The 16,371-nt window shown below is 72.1% G+C and carries 16 protein-coding genes; 10 read left to right on the forward strand and 6 right to left on the reverse strand.

Features of this window, described 5'->3' with window-relative positions:
* Positions 1 to 20: 20 nt before the first annotated feature.
* On the reverse strand, positions 21 to 755 hold the full coding sequence (locus ACFY30_RS16805; protein ID WP_390846124.1) for an SLATT domain-containing protein: 735 nt from the start codon (positions 753 to 755) through the stop codon (positions 21 to 23).
* Positions 756 to 1,061: 306 nt separating this feature from the next.
* Between ACFY30_RS16805 and ACFY30_RS16810 the strand changes: the two genes are divergently transcribed.
* Genes ACFY30_RS16810 through ACFY30_RS16820 form a run of 3 tightly spaced genes read left to right on the forward strand, consistent with a single transcriptional unit; the run spans position 1,062 to position 2,718 of the window.
* Entirely contained in the window at positions 1,062 to 1,406 is a 345-nt protein-coding gene (locus ACFY30_RS16810; RefSeq protein ID WP_390659284.1) for a YbaB/EbfC family nucleoid-associated protein, read from the forward strand.
* 60 nt (positions 1,407 to 1,466) lie between these two features.
* Positions 1,467 to 2,066 carry a recombination mediator RecR gene (gene recR / locus ACFY30_RS16815; protein ID WP_390659285.1) on the forward strand — a complete coding sequence of 200 codons (600 nt, stop codon included), beginning with the start codon at positions 1,467 to 1,469 and terminating at the stop codon, positions 2,064 to 2,066.
* Complete coding sequence (locus tag ACFY30_RS16820; protein WP_390845933.1) at positions 2,059 to 2,718, forward strand: DUF5063 domain-containing protein; 660 nt, start codon at positions 2,059 to 2,061, stop codon at positions 2,716 to 2,718. The genes recR and ACFY30_RS16820 overlap by 8 nt, the downstream gene beginning before the upstream one ends.
* A gap of 66 nt (positions 2,719 to 2,784) precedes the next feature.
* Here the strand turns inward: ACFY30_RS16820 and ACFY30_RS16825 are convergent, their stop codons facing one another.
* On the reverse strand, positions 2,785 to 3,501 hold the full coding sequence (locus ACFY30_RS16825) for a TSUP family transporter (protein WP_390845934.1): 717 nt from the start codon (positions 3,499 to 3,501) through the stop codon (positions 2,785 to 2,787).
* Between the two features lie 132 nt (positions 3,502 to 3,633).
* Between ACFY30_RS16825 and ACFY30_RS16830 the strand changes: the two genes are divergently transcribed.
* Together ACFY30_RS16830 and ACFY30_RS16835 are read left to right on the forward strand one after the other, a co-directional pair.
* Entirely contained in the window at positions 3,634 to 3,822 is a 189-nt protein-coding gene (locus tag ACFY30_RS16830; protein WP_390845935.1) for a hypothetical protein, read from the forward strand.
* Positions 3,823 to 3,930: 108 nt separating this feature from the next.
* A complete protein-coding gene (locus ACFY30_RS16835; protein WP_390845936.1) occupies positions 3,931 to 4,428 on the forward strand; it encodes an SgcJ/EcaC family oxidoreductase in 498 nt (165 codons plus the stop codon).
* On the opposite strand, the gene ACFY30_RS16840 is transcribed toward ACFY30_RS16835, so the two are convergent.
* Complete coding sequence (locus ACFY30_RS16840) at positions 4,429 to 5,781, reverse strand: sensor histidine kinase (protein WP_390845937.1); 1,353 nt, start codon at positions 5,779 to 5,781, stop codon at positions 4,429 to 4,431.
* Positions 5,778 to 6,464, reverse strand: a complete 687-nt coding sequence (locus ACFY30_RS16845) for a response regulator transcription factor (protein ID WP_390845938.1) — start codon at positions 6,462 to 6,464, stop codon at positions 5,778 to 5,780. The genes ACFY30_RS16840 and ACFY30_RS16845 overlap by 4 nt, the downstream gene beginning before the upstream one ends.
* Before the next feature lie 195 nt (positions 6,465 to 6,659).
* Here ACFY30_RS16845 and ACFY30_RS16850 point away from each other — a divergent pair, with 195 nt between their 5' ends.
* The 4 genes from ACFY30_RS16850 (at position 6,660) to ACFY30_RS16865 (ending at position 11,195) form a co-directional block, all read left to right on the forward strand.
* The gene (locus ACFY30_RS16850; protein ID WP_390659292.1) at positions 6,660 to 7,931 is read left to right on the forward strand and encodes an aspartate kinase; all 1,272 of its coding nucleotides are present in this window, start codon (positions 6,660 to 6,662) and stop codon (positions 7,929 to 7,931) included.
* Positions 7,931 to 8,989: an aspartate-semialdehyde dehydrogenase gene (locus tag ACFY30_RS16855; protein ID WP_390845939.1), complete on the forward strand. Its 1,059-nt coding sequence runs from the start codon at positions 7,931 to 7,933 to the stop codon at positions 8,987 to 8,989. The genes ACFY30_RS16850 and ACFY30_RS16855 overlap by 1 nt, the downstream gene beginning before the upstream one ends.
* A 371-nt stretch (positions 8,990 to 9,360) precedes the next feature.
* Positions 9,361 to 10,053: a SigE family RNA polymerase sigma factor gene (locus tag ACFY30_RS16860; RefSeq protein WP_390845940.1), complete on the forward strand. Its 693-nt coding sequence runs from the start codon at positions 9,361 to 9,363 to the stop codon at positions 10,051 to 10,053.
* Between the two features lie 113 nt (positions 10,054 to 10,166).
* Positions 10,167 to 11,195 (forward strand): hypothetical protein, encoded by a 1,029-nt coding sequence (locus ACFY30_RS16865; protein WP_390845941.1) that lies wholly within the window; start codon positions 10,167 to 10,169, stop codon positions 11,193 to 11,195.
* Here ACFY30_RS16865 and ACFY30_RS16870 read toward each other — a convergent pair.
* The gene (locus ACFY30_RS16870) at positions 11,165 to 11,983 is read right to left on the reverse strand and encodes an SURF1 family protein (RefSeq protein WP_390845942.1); all 819 of its coding nucleotides are present in this window, start codon (positions 11,981 to 11,983) and stop codon (positions 11,165 to 11,167) included. The genes ACFY30_RS16865 and ACFY30_RS16870 overlap by 31 nt on opposite strands.
* A 194-nt stretch (positions 11,984 to 12,177) precedes the next feature.
* Between ACFY30_RS16870 and ACFY30_RS16875 the strand changes: the two genes are divergently transcribed.
* Complete coding sequence (locus tag ACFY30_RS16875) at positions 12,178 to 13,992, forward strand: prolyl oligopeptidase family serine peptidase (protein WP_390845943.1); 1,815 nt, start codon at positions 12,178 to 12,180, stop codon at positions 13,990 to 13,992.
* Positions 13,993 to 14,306: 314 nt separating this feature from the next.
* Here ACFY30_RS16875 and ACFY30_RS16880 read toward each other — a convergent pair whose 3' ends face one another.
* On the reverse strand, positions 14,307 to 16,199 hold the full coding sequence (locus ACFY30_RS16880; protein WP_390845944.1) for an NAD-binding protein: 1,893 nt from the start codon (positions 16,197 to 16,199) through the stop codon (positions 14,307 to 14,309).
* Positions 16,200 to 16,371 lie beyond the last annotated feature (172 nt).

A 16,371-nucleotide genomic window follows, 5' to 3' on the forward strand; every position in this document is an offset into this window, starting at 1 on the left:
GCCCCGTGCGCCGGTGGGCGTCACCGCGGCTCCGGCGGCCGCTGACGGGGCATGTTCGGGCGGGAGTTCGCGCCAGGCGGGAGGGGAAACCTGCCCTGCCCCGCCGCCGCGTCCTGCCGCCCGCCGGACGCCACCGCGGCCTGGATCCCCAACGGCGCCGACCCGGTGCGGAACTCCACCATCCAGTCGGCCGTCTCCGTCCGCACCAGCTCCATCACATCCTCGGAGAACCGCCGCAGCACGCCCAGGCACCGCTCGGCCGCCTCACTCGCCGTCCCCTCCGCGGGCCCCAGCACCTCCCGCACACTCTCCGACGCCCAGTCGAACTGCAGCACCTGCAGCCGTCGCTGCACGGCCTGCGCCGTCGCCATGTCCCTTATCCACCCGGACGTCACCCCGAAGAACCGGTCCACCACCACACACGCCACCGCCAGCAGCAGCGCCAGATAGCCCCACGGCGCCACACCCCCCAGCACCCCGGTGAGGTCCAGCAGCGGAAGCCCCGCCCCGGCGACCGCCCCCGCCGCCGCCCCGCCGCGCAGTACCCGCGCACCCCGCCGCTTCCACACCCGGTCCGCGAGATACCAGGACGCCGTCTGCAACGCCCCCCGCTCCACCCACCGGTACAGCTCCTCCAGCCGCTCCGCCGGCTCGCCCCAGTCGCCGAGCGGCAGCGCCCGCCCGGCCAGATCGCCCGGCCGCAGCCCGGCCGCACCCTCGCCCCGCCCGTCCTGAGGCGGACCCTCGGGCTGCATCTCCGGCTGCTGACCCACCCGGCACTCCCTACTGATCCCGGCCGAACACGAACGGCGACGTCACGTGACACTCGATGACGACGGTGCTGCTGACACGCCGGATCCTTCCTACCGCCCAATGGGTGGCGGAGAAGCGGCTTTCGCCGCCTTTCCGCCCGGAAGTGGGCCTTGATCAGGTATAGACCGCCGACCGAACTCACTCGAAAGAGTGCTGGGGCGACACCCGCACAGACCACGTAGGCTCGTGCCGAGCGGGAAAATCCCGTACCGATCTCAGGCCCTGAGGGTCCGGAAGAGGAGCTGATCGTGATTCCCGGTGGTGGCCAGCCCAATATGCAGCAGCTGCTCCAGCAGGCTCAGAAGATGCAGCAGGACCTGGCCCGTGCCCAGGAGGAACTGGCGAACACGGAGGTCGACGGGCAGGCGGGCGGCGGTCTGGTGAAGGCCACGGTGACCGGCGCCGGTGAGCTGCGCGCGCTGAAGATCGATCCCAAGGCGGTGGACCCGGAGGACACCGAGACCCTCGCCGACCTGATCGTCGCGGCCGTCCAGGCGGCCAACCAGAACGCGCAGACGCTCCAGCAGCAGAAGCTCGGCCCGCTGGCCCAGGGACTGGGCGGCGGCAGCGGCATCCCCGGCCTGCCTTTCTAAGACGGGCCCCGGCCAACTACCGTACGTACTGCAAGGAACCCCAGGAAGGACGGCAGTCCGTTGTACGAAGGCGTGGTCCAGGACCTCATCGACGAACTGGGGCGGCTGCCCGGCGTCGGTCCCAAGAGCGCGCAGCGGATCGCCTTCCACATCCTCCAGGCGGAACCGACGGACGTACGGCGTCTCGCGCAGGCCCTCATGGAGGTCAAGGCGAAGGTCCGCTTCTGTGCGACCTGCGGGAACGTGGCGCAGGAGGAGCTGTGCGGCATCTGCCGCGACGCCCGCCGCGATCTGTCGGTCATCTGTGTCGTGGAGGAGCCGAAGGACGTGGTGGCGATCGAGCGGACCCGCGAGTTCCGCGGCCGCTACCACGTGCTGGGCGGAGCGATCAGCCCCATCGAGGGGGTCGGTCCCGACGACCTGCGCATACGAGAACTTCTCGCGCGGCTGGCCGACGGGACGGTGACGGAACTGATCCTGGCCACGGACCCCAACCTGGAGGGCGAGGCGACGGCGACGTACCTCGCCCGCATGATCAAGCCCATGGGCCTGAAGGTCACCCGCCTGGCCAGCGGCCTCCCTGTGGGCGGCGACCTGGAATACGCGGACGAGGTCACCCTCGGCCGCGCCTTCGAGGGGAGACGACTCCTAGATGTCTGACGCCACGCTGCACGCGACCGAACGGAATCCGGACGACTTCGCGGTCCAGATCGCGGACCAGGTGGAGAGCTTCCTGGTGGCCGTCACGGAGGTCGCGAAGGGAGACGAGCCGGACTCGGCCGTCCCCTTCCTCCTCCTGGAGGTCTCCCAGCTGCTGCTGGCCGGCGGCCGCCTCGGCGCGCACGAGGACATCGTCCCCGACGAGCGCTACGAGCCCGACACGGGCCCCGACGCGGACGTCGACGAACTCCGCGAGAACCTGGCCCGTCTCCTGGACCCGATCGACGTCTACTCCGAGGTCTTCGACCCCTACGAGCCCCGCAAGGCGCCCGTCCCGGCCCGGATCTCCGACGACCTCGCCGACGTCATCACCGACCTGCGCCACGGCATGGCCCACTACCGCGCCGGCCGCACCTCCGAGGCCCTGTGGTGGTGGCAGTTCTCCTACTTCTCCAACTGGGGGTCCACCGCCTCCGCCACCCTGCGCGCCCTGCACTCCGTCCTCGCCCACGTCCGTCTGAACCAGCCCCTCGAGGAACTCGACGGGCTCGACACCGACCAGGGCGTGGGCGACGACACCCTGGAGTTCGAGGCGGGCAAGGTCATGGAGGAGGAGATCGCGGACCACCTGGGTCTGGGCCGCGCGAGGTGACGCCCGTCCCCGGCCGGCCCGGCCCCGAGCCCCTCGGCCGGCTCGTGGGCCCGGCCCCGTGGGGGCTCACAGCCCCCACAGCCCCTTCGCCATCGCGCTGAACCCGCCCGTCAGGGACAGGGCCAGGATCAGCAGGCGGGCTCGGGGTTCCGGCAGACGGCCCGCGAGGGTTCTGCCGAGGAGGGCGCCCGTCATCAGGGCGGCGGCGACCGAGGCCCACTGGGGGCCGGTCAGAGCCGGCGTGCCGTTCGCCGCCACCGAGAACGCGTTCACGACCACGCCGTAGAACTGCGCGTTCGGGACGAATTCCCGTACCGTCCAGTCCGCGTTGACGGCGTAGAGGGAGACCGGCGGGCCGCCGACGCCCGCCGCCGCGTTCATGAAGCCGCCCGCCGCGCCGGCCACCACCGCACCCCGCACGCCCCGCAGCGCGGGGACCCGGGCGCCCCGCATGACCAGCAGGACCGCGAGGGTCACCAGGGAGCCCATCACCAACAGCAGGACCGGCTCGGGGAGTTGGCGGGTCAGCCAGGCCCCCGCCGGGACCGTGCAGGCCGCGGCCGCGCTCAGCGGGACCATCGCCGCCGGGCGTACCCGGCGCCAGCCGCCCGCCAGGCCCACGACGCTGATCGCGCCCGCCGCGCAGTTCGCGAGGACGACCCCCTCGGAGGGGCCGAGCAGCAGCACCAGCGCGGGGACCGCCACCAGCGCGAAGCCCATTCCGGTCAGCCACTGCACGCACGAACCCAGCAGCACGATGCCCGCCAGCAGTGCGTCGGCCATGCTCGCTCCACCCGTCATGGTGTACCTGCCTACACCCCCGGTCCGGGGGTGCGCTCTCTCCTTTGTCCAGGCCGGGGACGGGATCGTTGATCCCGCAAGCGCAGCGCCCACGACGTCGAAGGACACGACCCCATGAAGACGCTCCTCTCCTCCCGCCCCGTCCTGTGGTTCCTCTTCCTCTTCAATCTCGTCGTGGCCCTCGCCGCGCCCTTCGTGCTGGACGGGACGCGGGGTGTGATGACCGCCGTCGGCATGGGGGTCGTCTCGCTCGGGGCCGGCGTCAGTCTGGTCCGGGACCGCGCCGGCCGGGCCTCCGCCTGAGAATTGGCAGGGTCCTGGACGTCCCCTGTACGACGGCTGCACGGGCCCTAACCGACCGGACGCGAGTCTTGAGTCATCCCAACAGGCACTGCCCGCACAGGAGTTGCGATGACCCGCACGACCCGCGTACGCGCCGCCCTCGTCACCGCCACCGCCCTCGTCACCGCCGCCACGGTGACCGCGGGGGTCAGCGCGGCCGGTTCAGAGAAGGCCCGGAAGCCGACCGAGAAGCAGATCGCCGCCCTCTTCGACGGCTGGAACGCCGCCCTGCGCACCGGCGACGCCGAGGCGGTGGCCGACCGCTACGCCAAGGACGCGGTCCTGCTGCCCACCGTCTCCAACAAGGTCCGCACCGACCGCGCCGGCATCGTCGACTACTTCGCGCACTTCCTGCGGAACAAGCCGGTCGGCAAGAAGACCGAGACGCACATCAACGTCCTCGACGCCGACTCCGCGATCGACACGGGCGTGTACGAGTTCACCCTCACCGACCACGACACCGGCGAGAAGCGTGTCGTCGAGGCCCGCTACACCTACGAGTACGAGAAGCGCGGCGGCGCGTGGAAGATCGTCAACCACCACTCGTCCGCGATGCCCGAGGGCTGATCACCCCACGCGCTGCGCCGCCCGCAGGGTGATGCGCACGCACAGGCCTCCCCCGGCCGCGTCCGCCAGGGTCACCGTCCCGCCGTCGTCCGTCACCAGCTGCTTGACGACGGCGAGGCCGAGCCCCGAACCGGAGCGCCCGGTCAGGCCCTGGCCGCGCCAGAAGCGGTCGAAGGCGCGGGACTTCTCCGCGTCCGACATGCCCGGTCCCTCGTCCGCCACGGACAGGACCACTTCCCCCGCCCCGGACTCCATCCGGACGGTGATCGTCCCGCCGTCCGGGGAGACCTCCAGGGCGTTCGAGAGCACGTTGTCCAGCACCTGGTCCAGATGACCGGGGCCGGCCAGCACAGACGGCCGGTCGCCGACACCACTCCCCCTGAGCGTGATGGTGACTCCGCGCTCGTCGGCGGCCGGTCTCCACACCGTCAGCCGTTCGTCCACGATGTCCTTGAGGGACAGCGGCTCCGCGGCCGTCACCTTCGCCTCGGCCCGCGCCAGCACCAGCAGGCCGTTCACCAGACGGCTCATACGGACCACCTCCGCCGTCGCCTGGTCCACGTCCTCCCGCACGGACTCGTCGTCCACCCCGTCCGCGATGTTGTCCAGTGACAGGCGCAACGCCGTGAGCGGCGTGCGGAGTTGGTGCGAGGCGTCGGCCACGAAGATGCGCTGCGAGGCGACCAGGGTGTCCAGGCGTTCCGCGCCCTGGTTGAGGGTGCGGGCGAGGGTCTGGGTCTCCGGCGGGCCCGTCACGGGGGAGCGGGCGGTCAGGTCGCCGTCGCTGAACTTGCTCGCCATGGAGTTGAGTTCGCGCAGCGGCGCGGTGATCCGGCGGGCGGCGAACGCGCCGATGGCGGCCGCGGCGGCCAGGACGAGGACGGCGAGCCCGGCCCGGAAGCCCCAGATCTGCCACAGCCGTCTGGTCATGTCCGAGGTCGAGTAGACGATCCGCACGGCCGTCGCCCCCCGGGCGGGTACGGTCACCGTCAGACGCTCGCCCCAGATGAAGTCGGAGCCCCAGTCGGTCGTCGGATCGTCGTGCCTGACGGCCCGGGTCAGCGCCGCGTCCGCGGTGGGCTCCGGCAGGTGCGGGGCGCAGCTGCCGGTGGGGGTCGCCTGGACGTCGCCGGGGGTCTCACGGCCGTACGCCCTGGCCACCTCGGTCAGCGCCTCGCAGGAGATGCGGTCGCCGTTGCCCAGCAGCAGCGCCATGGTCTCGGCCTCGCGCAGCACGGACAGCTCGGTGTCGTCGCGCAGCTGCCTGGTGAGCGTGAAGGCCACCGGCACGGTGAACAGCAGCACGGCGACCGCGACGAGCAGGATGTAGCTGCGGATGAGCTGCCGGTTCACGAGGCCTCGGCGTCCTGGACGATCTCCAGCCGGAAGCCGACCCCGCGCACCGCCTCGACGGCGATGACCCCGGCGAACTTCCGCCGCAGCGCCGCCACATGCACGTCCAGCGTCTTCGTCGGGCCGAACCAGTTCGCGTCCCAGACCGCTTCCATGATCTGCTCCCGCGACATCAGGGCGCCCGGTTCCTCGGTGAGGAAGGCCAGCAGGTCGTACTCCTTCGGCGCGAGGGCGACCTCCTCGCCGTCCACGCGCACCCGGGCCGCCTTGCGGTCGATGGTCAGCCGGGACCCGTACCGGTCCGCCCCGCCGGCCTCGTCCGGCGAACGGGGCTGCGCGCGCCGCATCACCGCCCGTATGCGCGCGATGACCTCCCGCACCCCGAACGGCTTGGTCACATAGTCGTCGGCGCCCAGCTCGAGGCCGACCACCCGGTCCGTCTCGTCGCTGCGCGCGCTGATCACGATGATCGGCACGTCACCGCGCCCGCGCAGCGCCCGGCAGACGTCGAGGCCGTCGGTGTCGGGCAGTCCCAGGTCCAGGAGGACGACGTCGTAGGGGCCCGCGTGGGCGAGGGCCGCGGCGCCCGTGGCGACCCAGTCGACCTCGAAGCCGTAGCGCTTCAGTCCGCGCCGCAGCGACTGGGCGACCGGCTCGTCGTCTTCCACCAGGAGTATGCGCACAGCCGCACGATAGTGCTTGAAACTTAATTCACAGCTATCACTTCGGCGTCAGGGGGAAGGGAAGTCTCCGAGCGGGCGTCCGGCACATCTCACGATGCGGTACTCGGGAGGTGAGATGCGGGCGCTCGTTAGACTGAGCCGACCGCGGTACAACGGCGTATGTGCGGAAAGAGACAAACTGAGCGAGGAGCGCACGTGGGCCTTGTCGTGCAGAAGTACGGAGGCTCCTCCGTAGCCGATGCCGAGGGCATCAAGCGCGTCGCCAAGCGGATCGTGGAAGCGAAGAAGAACGGCCACCAGGTGGTCGTCGTCGTTTCCGCGATGGGCGACACGACGGACGAGCTGATCGATCTCGCCGAGCAGGTGTCGCCGATGCCTGCCGGGCGTGAGTTCGACATGCTGCTGACCGCCGGAGAGCGGATCTCCATGGCACTGCTGGCCATGGCGATCAAAAACCTGGGGCACGAAGCCCAGTCGTTCACCGGCAGCCAGGCAGGCGTCATCACCGACTCGGTACACAACAAAGCCCGGATCATCGATGTCACGCCGGGCCGCATCCGGGAGTCCCTGGACAAGGGCAACATCGCCATCGTCGCCGGGTTCCAGGGTGTCAGCCAGGACAAGAAGGACATCACGACCCTGGGCCGCGGTGGCTCCGACACCACCGCCGTCGCCCTCGCCGCCGCGCTCGACGCCGAGGTCTGTGAGATCTACACCGACGTCGACGGTGTGTTCACCGCCGACCCGCGGGTGGTGAAGAAGGCCAGGAAGATCGACTGGATCGCCTTCGAGGACATGCTGGAGCTCGCGGCCTCCGGGTCCAAGGTGCTGCTCCACCGCTGTGTGGAGTACGCCCGCCGTTACAACATCCCGATCCATGTCCGGTCCAGCTTCAGCGGACTTCAGGGCACCTGGGTCAGCAGTGAGCCGATTGGGGACCAGAAGGTGGAGCAGGCCATCATCTCCGGTGTCGCGCACGACACCTCCGAGGCCAAGATCACGGTCGTCGGTGTGCCGGACAAGCCGGGCGAGGCCGCCGCGATCTTCCGGACGATCTCCGACGCCGAGATCAACATCGACATGATCGTGCAGAACGTGTCGGCAGCGTCGACCGGGCTGACGGACATCTCCTTCACCCTCCCCAAGGCCGAGGGCCGCAAGGCCATCGACGCCCTGGAGAAGAACAAGGCCGGCATCGGCTTCGACTCCCTGCGCTACGACGACCAGATCGGCAAGATCTCGCTGGTCGGCGCCGGGATGAAGACCAACCCGGGCGTCACGGCCGACTTCTTCACGGCCCTGTCCGACGCGGGCGTGAACATCGAGCTGATCTCGACCTCCGAGATCCGCATCTCGGTCGTCACGCGCGCCGACGACGTCAACGAGGCCGTCCGCGCCGTGCACACGGCCTTCGGGCTCGACTCCGACAGCGACGAGGCCGTCGTCTACGGAGGCACCGGGCGCTGATGCCGGGAACCCGCCGGCCGACGCTCGCGGTCGTGGGAGCGACCGGAGCCGTCGGCACCGTGATGCTCCAGATCCTGTCCCAGCGTGCGGACATCTGGGGCGAGATCCGTCTCGTCGCCTCGCCGCGTTCGGCCGGCCGCAAGCTGGCCGTGCGCGGCGAGGAGGTCGAGGTGGTGGCCCTGTCGGAGGAGGCCTTCGACGGGGTCGACATCGCCATGTTCGACGTACCGGACGAGGTCGCCGAGCAGTGGGCGCCGGTCGCCGCCGCCAAGGGCGTGGTCGTCGTGGACAACTCCGGCGCCTTCCGGATGGATCCGGACGTGCCGCTGGTCGTCCCCGAGGTCAACCCGCACGCCGTGCACATCCGGCCGCGCGGGATCGTCGCCAACCCCAACTGCACGACCCTGTCCATGATCGTCGCCCTGGGCGCGCTGCACGCCGCGTACGGGCTCCGCGAGCTGGTGGTGTCCTCGTACCAGGCGGTCAGCGGGGCCGGGCGGGCCGGCGTGGCGACGCTGCGGCAGCAGATGTCGCTGGTGGCCGGGACCGAGCTGGGCACCAGCCCCGGTGACGTGCGGCGGGCCGTGGGCGAGAACACCGGGCCGTTCCCGGAGCCGGTCGCGCTGAACGTGGTGCCCTGGGCCGGGTCGCTGCGCGAGGACGGCTGGTCGTCGGAGGAGATGAAGGTGCGGGACGAGTCCCGCAAGATCCTCGGGCTGCCGACGCTGCCGGTCGCCGTGACCTGTGTGCGGGTGCCGGTCGTCACCACGCACTCCCTCACCGTCCACGCCCGCTTCCAGGACTCGGTGACCGTCGAGGGCGCCCGCGAGATCATCGCCACCGCCCCCGGCGTCGTCCTGTGCGACAACCCCGAGGCGGGCGAGTTCCCCACGCCCGCCGACGTCGTCGGCACCGACCCGACCTGGGTGGGCCGGGTGCGCCGGGCCCTGGACGACCCGACCGCCCTGGAACTGTTCGTGTGCGGGGACAACCTGCGCAAGGGAGCCGCCCTCAACACCGCGCAGATCGCCGAACTGGTGGCGGCGGAGCGGGTGTGACGTCTGCGGCGCCCGCAACGCTGGACAAGTGAGCGCTCCCACGCGGAAATGCCCTGGCCAGGACCGGGAGCGTTTGTATGATCGCGGAACGAAGTGTGAGCCGGTCGATGGTCCGGACCACTTGTATCGGACATCTTTACGGCCGAAGATTGTCCGAAGACTTTCCTCCCCGCCCACCGCAACCATGCGGAGGGCGGGGAGCGTCTTTGCGGTCCCGGCGTGGGGACGCCGTGGCCCGGGCGTGGGGACGCCCGTACATATGGATACAGGGGAAGAGCGGGACACATGAGACGGGTATGCGTGGCCTCGGTCGACGTAAAAGTGACACCCGGCGCGTACAACCTCCACGGGGGGACGTGTGTCCAACTGGCGTGGCAGAAGTACTCGACTTCCCCGTGGCGACCCGCGGTACGGCCCTTCGGCCGCCCCGCGCCGTCGTCCGACCCCGTGTGCCCGGGGCACCCGGCGGCATGCCGGTGATCGCGCCCATGCCCGCAGCGCGGCCCACCCGCATCCCCAGCCAGCGTGACGGTTCCGAGTACGCCGAACCCGCCGAGAACGCGGTCGCGGCCGGCACCACCGTCGACCACCTCACCGAGACCTACCGGGCGCACTACCGCTCGCTGCTCGGTCTCGCCGCCCTCCTCCTCGACGACACCGCCTCCTGCGAGGACGTCGTCCAGGAGGCCTTCATCCGCGTCCACTCCGCCCGCAAACGCGTCCGCGACCCGGAGAAGACCCTCGCCTACCTGCGCCAGACGGTCGTCAACCTCTCCCGCTCCGCCCTGCGCCGCCGCATCCTCGGCCTGAAGCTGCTCTCCAAGCCGATGCCGGACATGGCCAGCGCGGAGGAGGGCGCCTACGACCAGCTGGAGCGCGACTCGCTCATCAAGGCGATGAAGGGACTGCAGCGCCGCCAGCGCGAGGTCCTCGTGCTGCGCTACTTCGCGGACATGACCGAGGCCCAGGTCGCCGAGACCCTCGGCATCTCCCTCGGCTCGGTCAAGGCCTACGGCTCCCGCGGCATAGCCGCCCTGCGCACCGCGATGGGGGCCTCGGCGTGAACGACGAGGTCGAGGGCCGGGGCTCGCACGAGCGCCATGAACCCTACGCGTGGCACGAGCCGATGACGCCCCCCACACAAGAGCCGAAGCAATCGCACGCTGGGAACTCAACCGTGAACCACCACCTCGACGACCAGGGCTCCGACGGGCTCGACTCGGACGAGCTGGCACTGCGCCGGATGCTGCACCAGGCGGTCCAGGAGATGGAACCGCGCGACGGAACCCTGGACCACCTGCGCCGGGCCGTCCCCGCCCGCCGGGCCCGCAAGCGGCAGGCCACCGTCGGCATGGCGGCCGCGGCGCTCTTCCTCTGCACCGCCGTCCCCGCCGTGCTCCACGTGTCCAACGCGGGCGGCTCCGACGCCAACCCCGCCATCGCCGGCCAGGCCTCCCAGTCCGAGGGCGGCGCGAACGAGGGCAAGGGCCCCGACGGCGGGTCCACCGGCAAGGTCGGCGGCCCCTCGGACAAGACCGACGAGCAGGGCAAGGAGAGCGCGGGCGACTCCGGCCAGAACAAGGGCACGGGCAGCACCGGCACCTCCAGCGGCTCCGAGTCCTCCTCCACCTCCACCGCGTCCGCCCCCGCCTGCACGGCGTCCCAGCTCGGCTCCACCTCCGCGGGCGTCAACGGCCCCGACTCGGCCGGCACCGTCTACGGCACGTTCCGGGTGGCCAACGTCTCGGGCACCGCCTGCACCGTCGCCGGGGCCGTCTCCCTCACCCCGACCGCCCAGGGCGCCGCAGACCCCACGAAGATCAGCGTGGCGCAGCATGTCTCCGGCGACGCGGCGGCCGGCCTGCCCGACCCCTCGCTCTACGTCACCCAGCACGTGCTCTCCCCGGGCTCCGCGTACGAGGTGCGGTTCGCCTGGGTGCCGTCCGAGACCTGCCCGACCACGAACAGCAGCGGCGGCGGCACCGGAGGCGAGTCCTCTCCCTCCCCGACACCGACCGGGCAGACCGGCACCACCGGCGACACCGCCTCCGGCGCGACCACCCAGATGCTCACCGAGGACGGCACCGCCGACGGCAGCGTGGTCGTCACCTACACCGCGGACGACGGTTCCACGGCGCTCTCGGCGACGGTGCCCGACGCGTGCGCGGGCGTCGTCTACCGGACGGGCGTGCTGGCCTCGTCCTGAGCCGGCGCCTCCGCGGCGCCGGAAGCCTCGTCCGGGACGATCCCGAGGGCCGCGTCCCGGGCGAACTCCACCTCGCGGCGCAGCAGCCGGAACCACATGAACACCACGAACCCGGCGAAGACGAACCACTCACCGGTGTAGCCCAGGTTCTGGAACGCCTTCAGGTCCAGCCCCGAGTCCGGCGCCGCGCTCACCGGCACCGTCGTCATCCCGGCGTCGGCGGAGCCGAGGGTGACCCACGCGTCGTACACGTCGTACGGCACGAGATTGATCAGGGACGCGGCGCTGATCGCCGCGGTCTGGCCGTCCGGCAGGCCGCCCCGGCCGCTCACCCCGTTGTCACCGGGCTGCTCGGAGGCCTGCAGGGCGCCGGTGACGGTGACCTCGCCGGAGGGCGGGGCGGGGGCCTCGGCGGGGTCCGCCTTCCCGGGCAGCCAGCCCCGTACGACGGGCAGCGCCTTGCCGCCGTCCGTCCGCAGCAGGGTCAGCACGTAGTACCCGCTCTCGCCGTCCAGGTCCCGGTCCGGCACCAGCAGCTGCTCGCCGTACCGCCCGCTCGCGGTGACCTTCTTGCCGACGGTCGCCTTGTCGACGGGCAGCAGTTCCGCCAGCGGCCGGGCCGCCTCCTCGCGGTTCGACTCGGCCCGAGCCGTTGCCTCGCGATGGTCGTCGACACGTGACTCGAACCGGCTCAGCTGCCAGGACCCCATGAACACGCAGAAGGGGATGGCCAGCAGTACGAAGACGTTGATCCCCCACCAGCGGGGCGTCAGCAGAAACCGGTACACGCCCTCCACGGTACGTGGCGGGGCCCCTGTGCCCGGGCGCGGGGTCGACACCGGCGGGGAACGCGGTGCCAGGCGTCTTGCGCACCCTCACCGGAAAGCGGTTCACGCCGCTCTGACCTGCGCGGATGTAAAGGTTGTCCACAGGCCTGCGGCCACGGCGGTCGATTGTCGTCGCGGGCGGGCAGTATGGGTCCATGACTGAGAGCTACGGATCCGCTGCGTCGGAGTTTTACGAGGAGATGCCGGACTGGGAGAAGCGCTTCAGGGCGCCCAGGGTGTCGCTGCCGGACTGGGCGGAGGACGCGCCTGACCGTTCCCTGTTCGTTTCCAATGCGACGGGTACGTATGAGCTGTACGCCTGGGACCGCGCCACGGGCGAGCAGCGCCAGGTGACGCAACGGGCGAACGGCACGACGGACGGCGTGCTCACCCCGGACGGTGCGTGGATCTGGTGGTTCGACGACAAGGACGGCGACGAGTTCGGCGTCTGGCGCCGGCAGCCGTTCGAGGGCGGAGAGGACGAGCTGGCGACGCCGGGACTGGATCCCTCGTACCCGGCGGGGCTCGCGCTCGGCCGGGACGGCCGTACGGCGGTGGTGGGCCGTTCGACGGACGAGGAAGGCACGACGATCCATGTGGCACGGACCGGTGAACCCCCCTTCGAGCTGTACCGCCACCGGGAGTCGGCGGGCGTGGGCGACCTGTCCCACGACGGCTCGCTGATCGCCGTCGAGCACACCGAGCACGGGGACGCGATGCACTCCGCGCTGCGGGTGGTGCGGCCGGACGGCACGGTCGTCGCCGAACTGGACGACACCAAGGGCGGCCAGGAGGAACTGGGCCTGGAGGTCCTGGGCTTCGCGCCGGTGGACGGCGACACCCGGCTGCTGATCGGGCATCAGAGGCGCGGCCGCTGGGAGCCGCTGGTGTGGGACGTGGCCACGGGCGAGGAGACGGACCTGGCGCTGGACCTGCCGGGCGATGTCAGCGCCGAGTGGTACCCGGACGGCTCCGGCCTGCTGATCGCGCACAGCTTCGAGGCGCGGAGCGAGTTGTTCCGCTACGACCTGGTGAACGGCGGGCTGGACCGGGTGCCGACCCCGCGGGGCACGGTCTCCGGGGCCACGGCCCGCCCGGACGGCAGCGTGGAGTACCTGTGGTCCTCGGCCGCCGAGCCGCCGGTGGTCCGCTCGACGTCGGGCCGGGTCGTCCTCGACCCGCCGGGCATGAAGTCCCCGGGCTCGGTCCCCGTGGAGGACGTGTGGGTGGAGGGCCCCGGCGGCCGTATCCACGCCCTGGTCCAGAAGCCCGCGGGCGCCACCGGGCCGCTCCCCACCGTCTTCGACATCCACGGCGGCCCGACCTGGCACGACAGCGACGCGTTCGCGGCGGCCCCGGCGGCCTGGGTCGACCACGGGTACGCGGTGATCCGGGTCAACTACCGCGGCTCGACGGGCTACGGCAGGGCCTGGACGGACGCGCTGAAGGTGCGGGTCGGCCTGATCGAGCTGGAGGACATCGCGGCGGTGCGGGAGTGGGCGGTCTCCTCCGGCCTGTCCGACCCCTCCCGCCTGATCCTCACCGGCGGCTCCTGGGGCGGCTACCTGACCCTCCTCGGTCTGGGCGTCGAGCCGGACGCGTGGACCCTGGGCATCGCGGCGGTGCCGGTCGCCGACTACGTCACGGCCTACCACGACGAGATGGAGGCCCTGAAGGCGATGGACCGCACCCTGCTGGGCGGCACCCCCGAGGAGGTCCCCGACCGCTTCGAGGCCTCGTCCCCCTTGACGTACGTCGACGACGTCAAGGCTCCCGTGTACATCTCGGCCGGTGTCAACGACCCCCGCTGTCCCATCCGCCAGATCGACAACTACGTCAAGCGTCTGGAGGCCAGGGGAGCCACCCACGAGGTCTACCGGTACGACGCGGGCCACGGCTCCCTGGTCGTGGACGAACGCATCAAGCAGGTGAGGCTGGAACTGGAGTTCGCGGAGCGGCACCTGCGGTAGGCGGGCCGGGCCGGGGCGGGGCGCCGGGGGAGGCCGGGGCCGGGGAACATCTGCGGGCGCGTCATGGCTGATCGCGCCGTTCCCCGCGCCCCTTTCCCGCCGATCGGGTCCCCCGCCGCTCGAGCGGGGCCGAGCCGAGCGCGGGGGGAGGGCGGGCGCAGCGTCACCCCACGAGCGCGGGGGAGCGGACCGCCTCGGGCCACCACCCGCGCCTACCCCGTCGTCCGCCCGCGCCTCGCAGTGACCTGCCCGCGCGGCCATGCCGTCGTCCGCCCGCGCCTCGCAGTGACTTGCCCGCGCCCGCGCGGTGACGCCTACGCCTGCGGGGTGCCCCGCCTGCGCCGTCCCAGCAACTCCGCCAGCCCCCGCCGAGTGGCCGCCAGCACCACCCGGTCCGAGTCCCGCAGTACATACGTGTCGGGCAGGTCCCACACCAGCCCGCCCCCGCCCTCCCTCTCCGCACCCGCGTCCAGCGCCAGCACCCGCCACAACCCCGGCCGGAACGCCTCCCCGACCGTCCTGCCCGTCAGCTGCGCACACCCGCCGACCTCCAGCGCGGCGAACAGCAGTACCCGCCGCTCCACCGGGATCGCCCCCAGGATCTGCCGCCCCATCATGGCCCCCGCGAACGACGGCGCCGAAAGATGCGACACGCTCCGGCTCCGGGTCAGCGCCTGCGGATGCGCGGCCCGCAGCGTCCGGTACACCGCGGTCGCGAAGTCGTCGTCGTACAGCCGCAGCACCACCCGCAGATCGCTGCGCAACGACCGCGCGTACAACGCGGCCTCCAGATTCGTCGTGTCGGAACTGGTCACCGCCAGCAGTGCGTGCGCCCGGTGGATCTTCGCGGCCTCCAGCACCCCCTCCTGCGTGACGTCCCCCAGCACCACCGGCACCCGTAACCGCCGCGCCACCGCGAGCCCCCGTGCCTCGGGCCCCGCCTCCACGCACACCACCGGGATGTTCAGCTCCCGCAGCCGGGTCAGCACCCGGGTCCCGATCTTCCCCAGGCCGAGCAGTACGACATGCCCGCCCAGCCCCCGGGGCGGCCGGCGCAGCGACCCAGCCCCCCGGAACGTCCCGAGCGCCTCCAGCACCGCCGCCAGCAGCACCGGCAGCAGCAGCAACCCCACCAGCCCGGACAGCAGTTGCAGCACCTGTCGGGCCGTACTCGCCCCGACCGCCGGATCGTTGATCGAGAACAGGTCCAGCAGCGTCAGATAGAGCGCCCCCAGCGGATGGATCCGGGTGACCACCCACAACGCCACCGCCAGCGCGAACACACACCCCACCAGACCGGCCAGCGACCACCGCAGCCGCCGTGAGAAGAGGGAGGCGAACGGCGCCACGACGCCCATGCCCCGCCCCGCCTGCTGCGCGGGCCAGGCCGAGTACGAGACCTGCTCCAGGACCACCGAACCGCGCCGCCCGGCCGCCTCCCGCACCGCCGCCGCGTCGGGCAGCAGCAGCGGCCCCTGCTCGCCGCTGTTCTCGGAACCGTCCGCGAAGGCGGGGTCGTTGCCGGTCGCGGACAGCAGCGCGAGGGTGGGGCGGCCGCTCAGGCCGCCGAGGGCGTCCCCCTCCCCGGCCGGCGGCCGCTCGACCGCACGCAGCATCAGCCCGTCCGTCTGGACGACCTTGGTGGTGCCGGCGACGGCGGACGCGGCCAGCGCGGGCGCGGCGGTGTCGGCGTCGGACAGCACGGTGGTGGAGGCGTCGCCCCCGTCCGCGCCGGTACCGCCGCCCGTGGCCAACGCCGCTGCCTGGTCGAGGAGTTCCTCGATGTGCTGGCCCAACCGCCGGTTGTAGAGCCGCAGCACGAGCCGCAGCCGCGGGTTGAGCCTGCGGGCGGTGAGGGCGGCGCGGATGTTGGTCTCGTCGTCGTCGTACACGAGCGCCAGCGCCGCGGCCCGCTCCACGCCCGCCTCGGCGAGCACCGCCTCGGTGGCCTCCACGGCCTCCAACGTCCGCTGTCCGCCGACGGGTTCACCCGCGGCGGGGGCGGTGCCGTTGCCGGCTGCCCGGCTCACCGCCGCGCTCACCACGCGGTCGAGGAGCGCCGCCGACACCGCGCGGGCGCGTCCGACGACCGGCGGCCGCACCGAGCGCTCGGCGGGCGGTACGACGAGCGTGACCTGCTCCTCGTAGACACCCCGCAGCTCGGCGGCGAGCCGGTGCGCGAGCCCGTCGTCGCCGCATACGACCATGTGCGCACCGGCGTCGCCCGGTGCCCGGCCCTGATTCGGAACGCTCCCCACGAGGGAGAAGACTGCCTCACCGGGACGGGAGGTTCCACGGAGCAGGTGAACACCGGGCACCCGGCTCCCGTAGAAAAGGGGAGGGAATGCGAGAAACAGGGATCAGGCAGAGCACGGAACG

Origin of the sequence: Streptomyces sp. NPDC000345, from assembly GCF_042898825.1 — a bacterium.
In the GTDB taxonomy this organism is placed as follows: domain Bacteria; phylum Actinomycetota; class Actinomycetes; order Streptomycetales; family Streptomycetaceae; genus Streptomyces.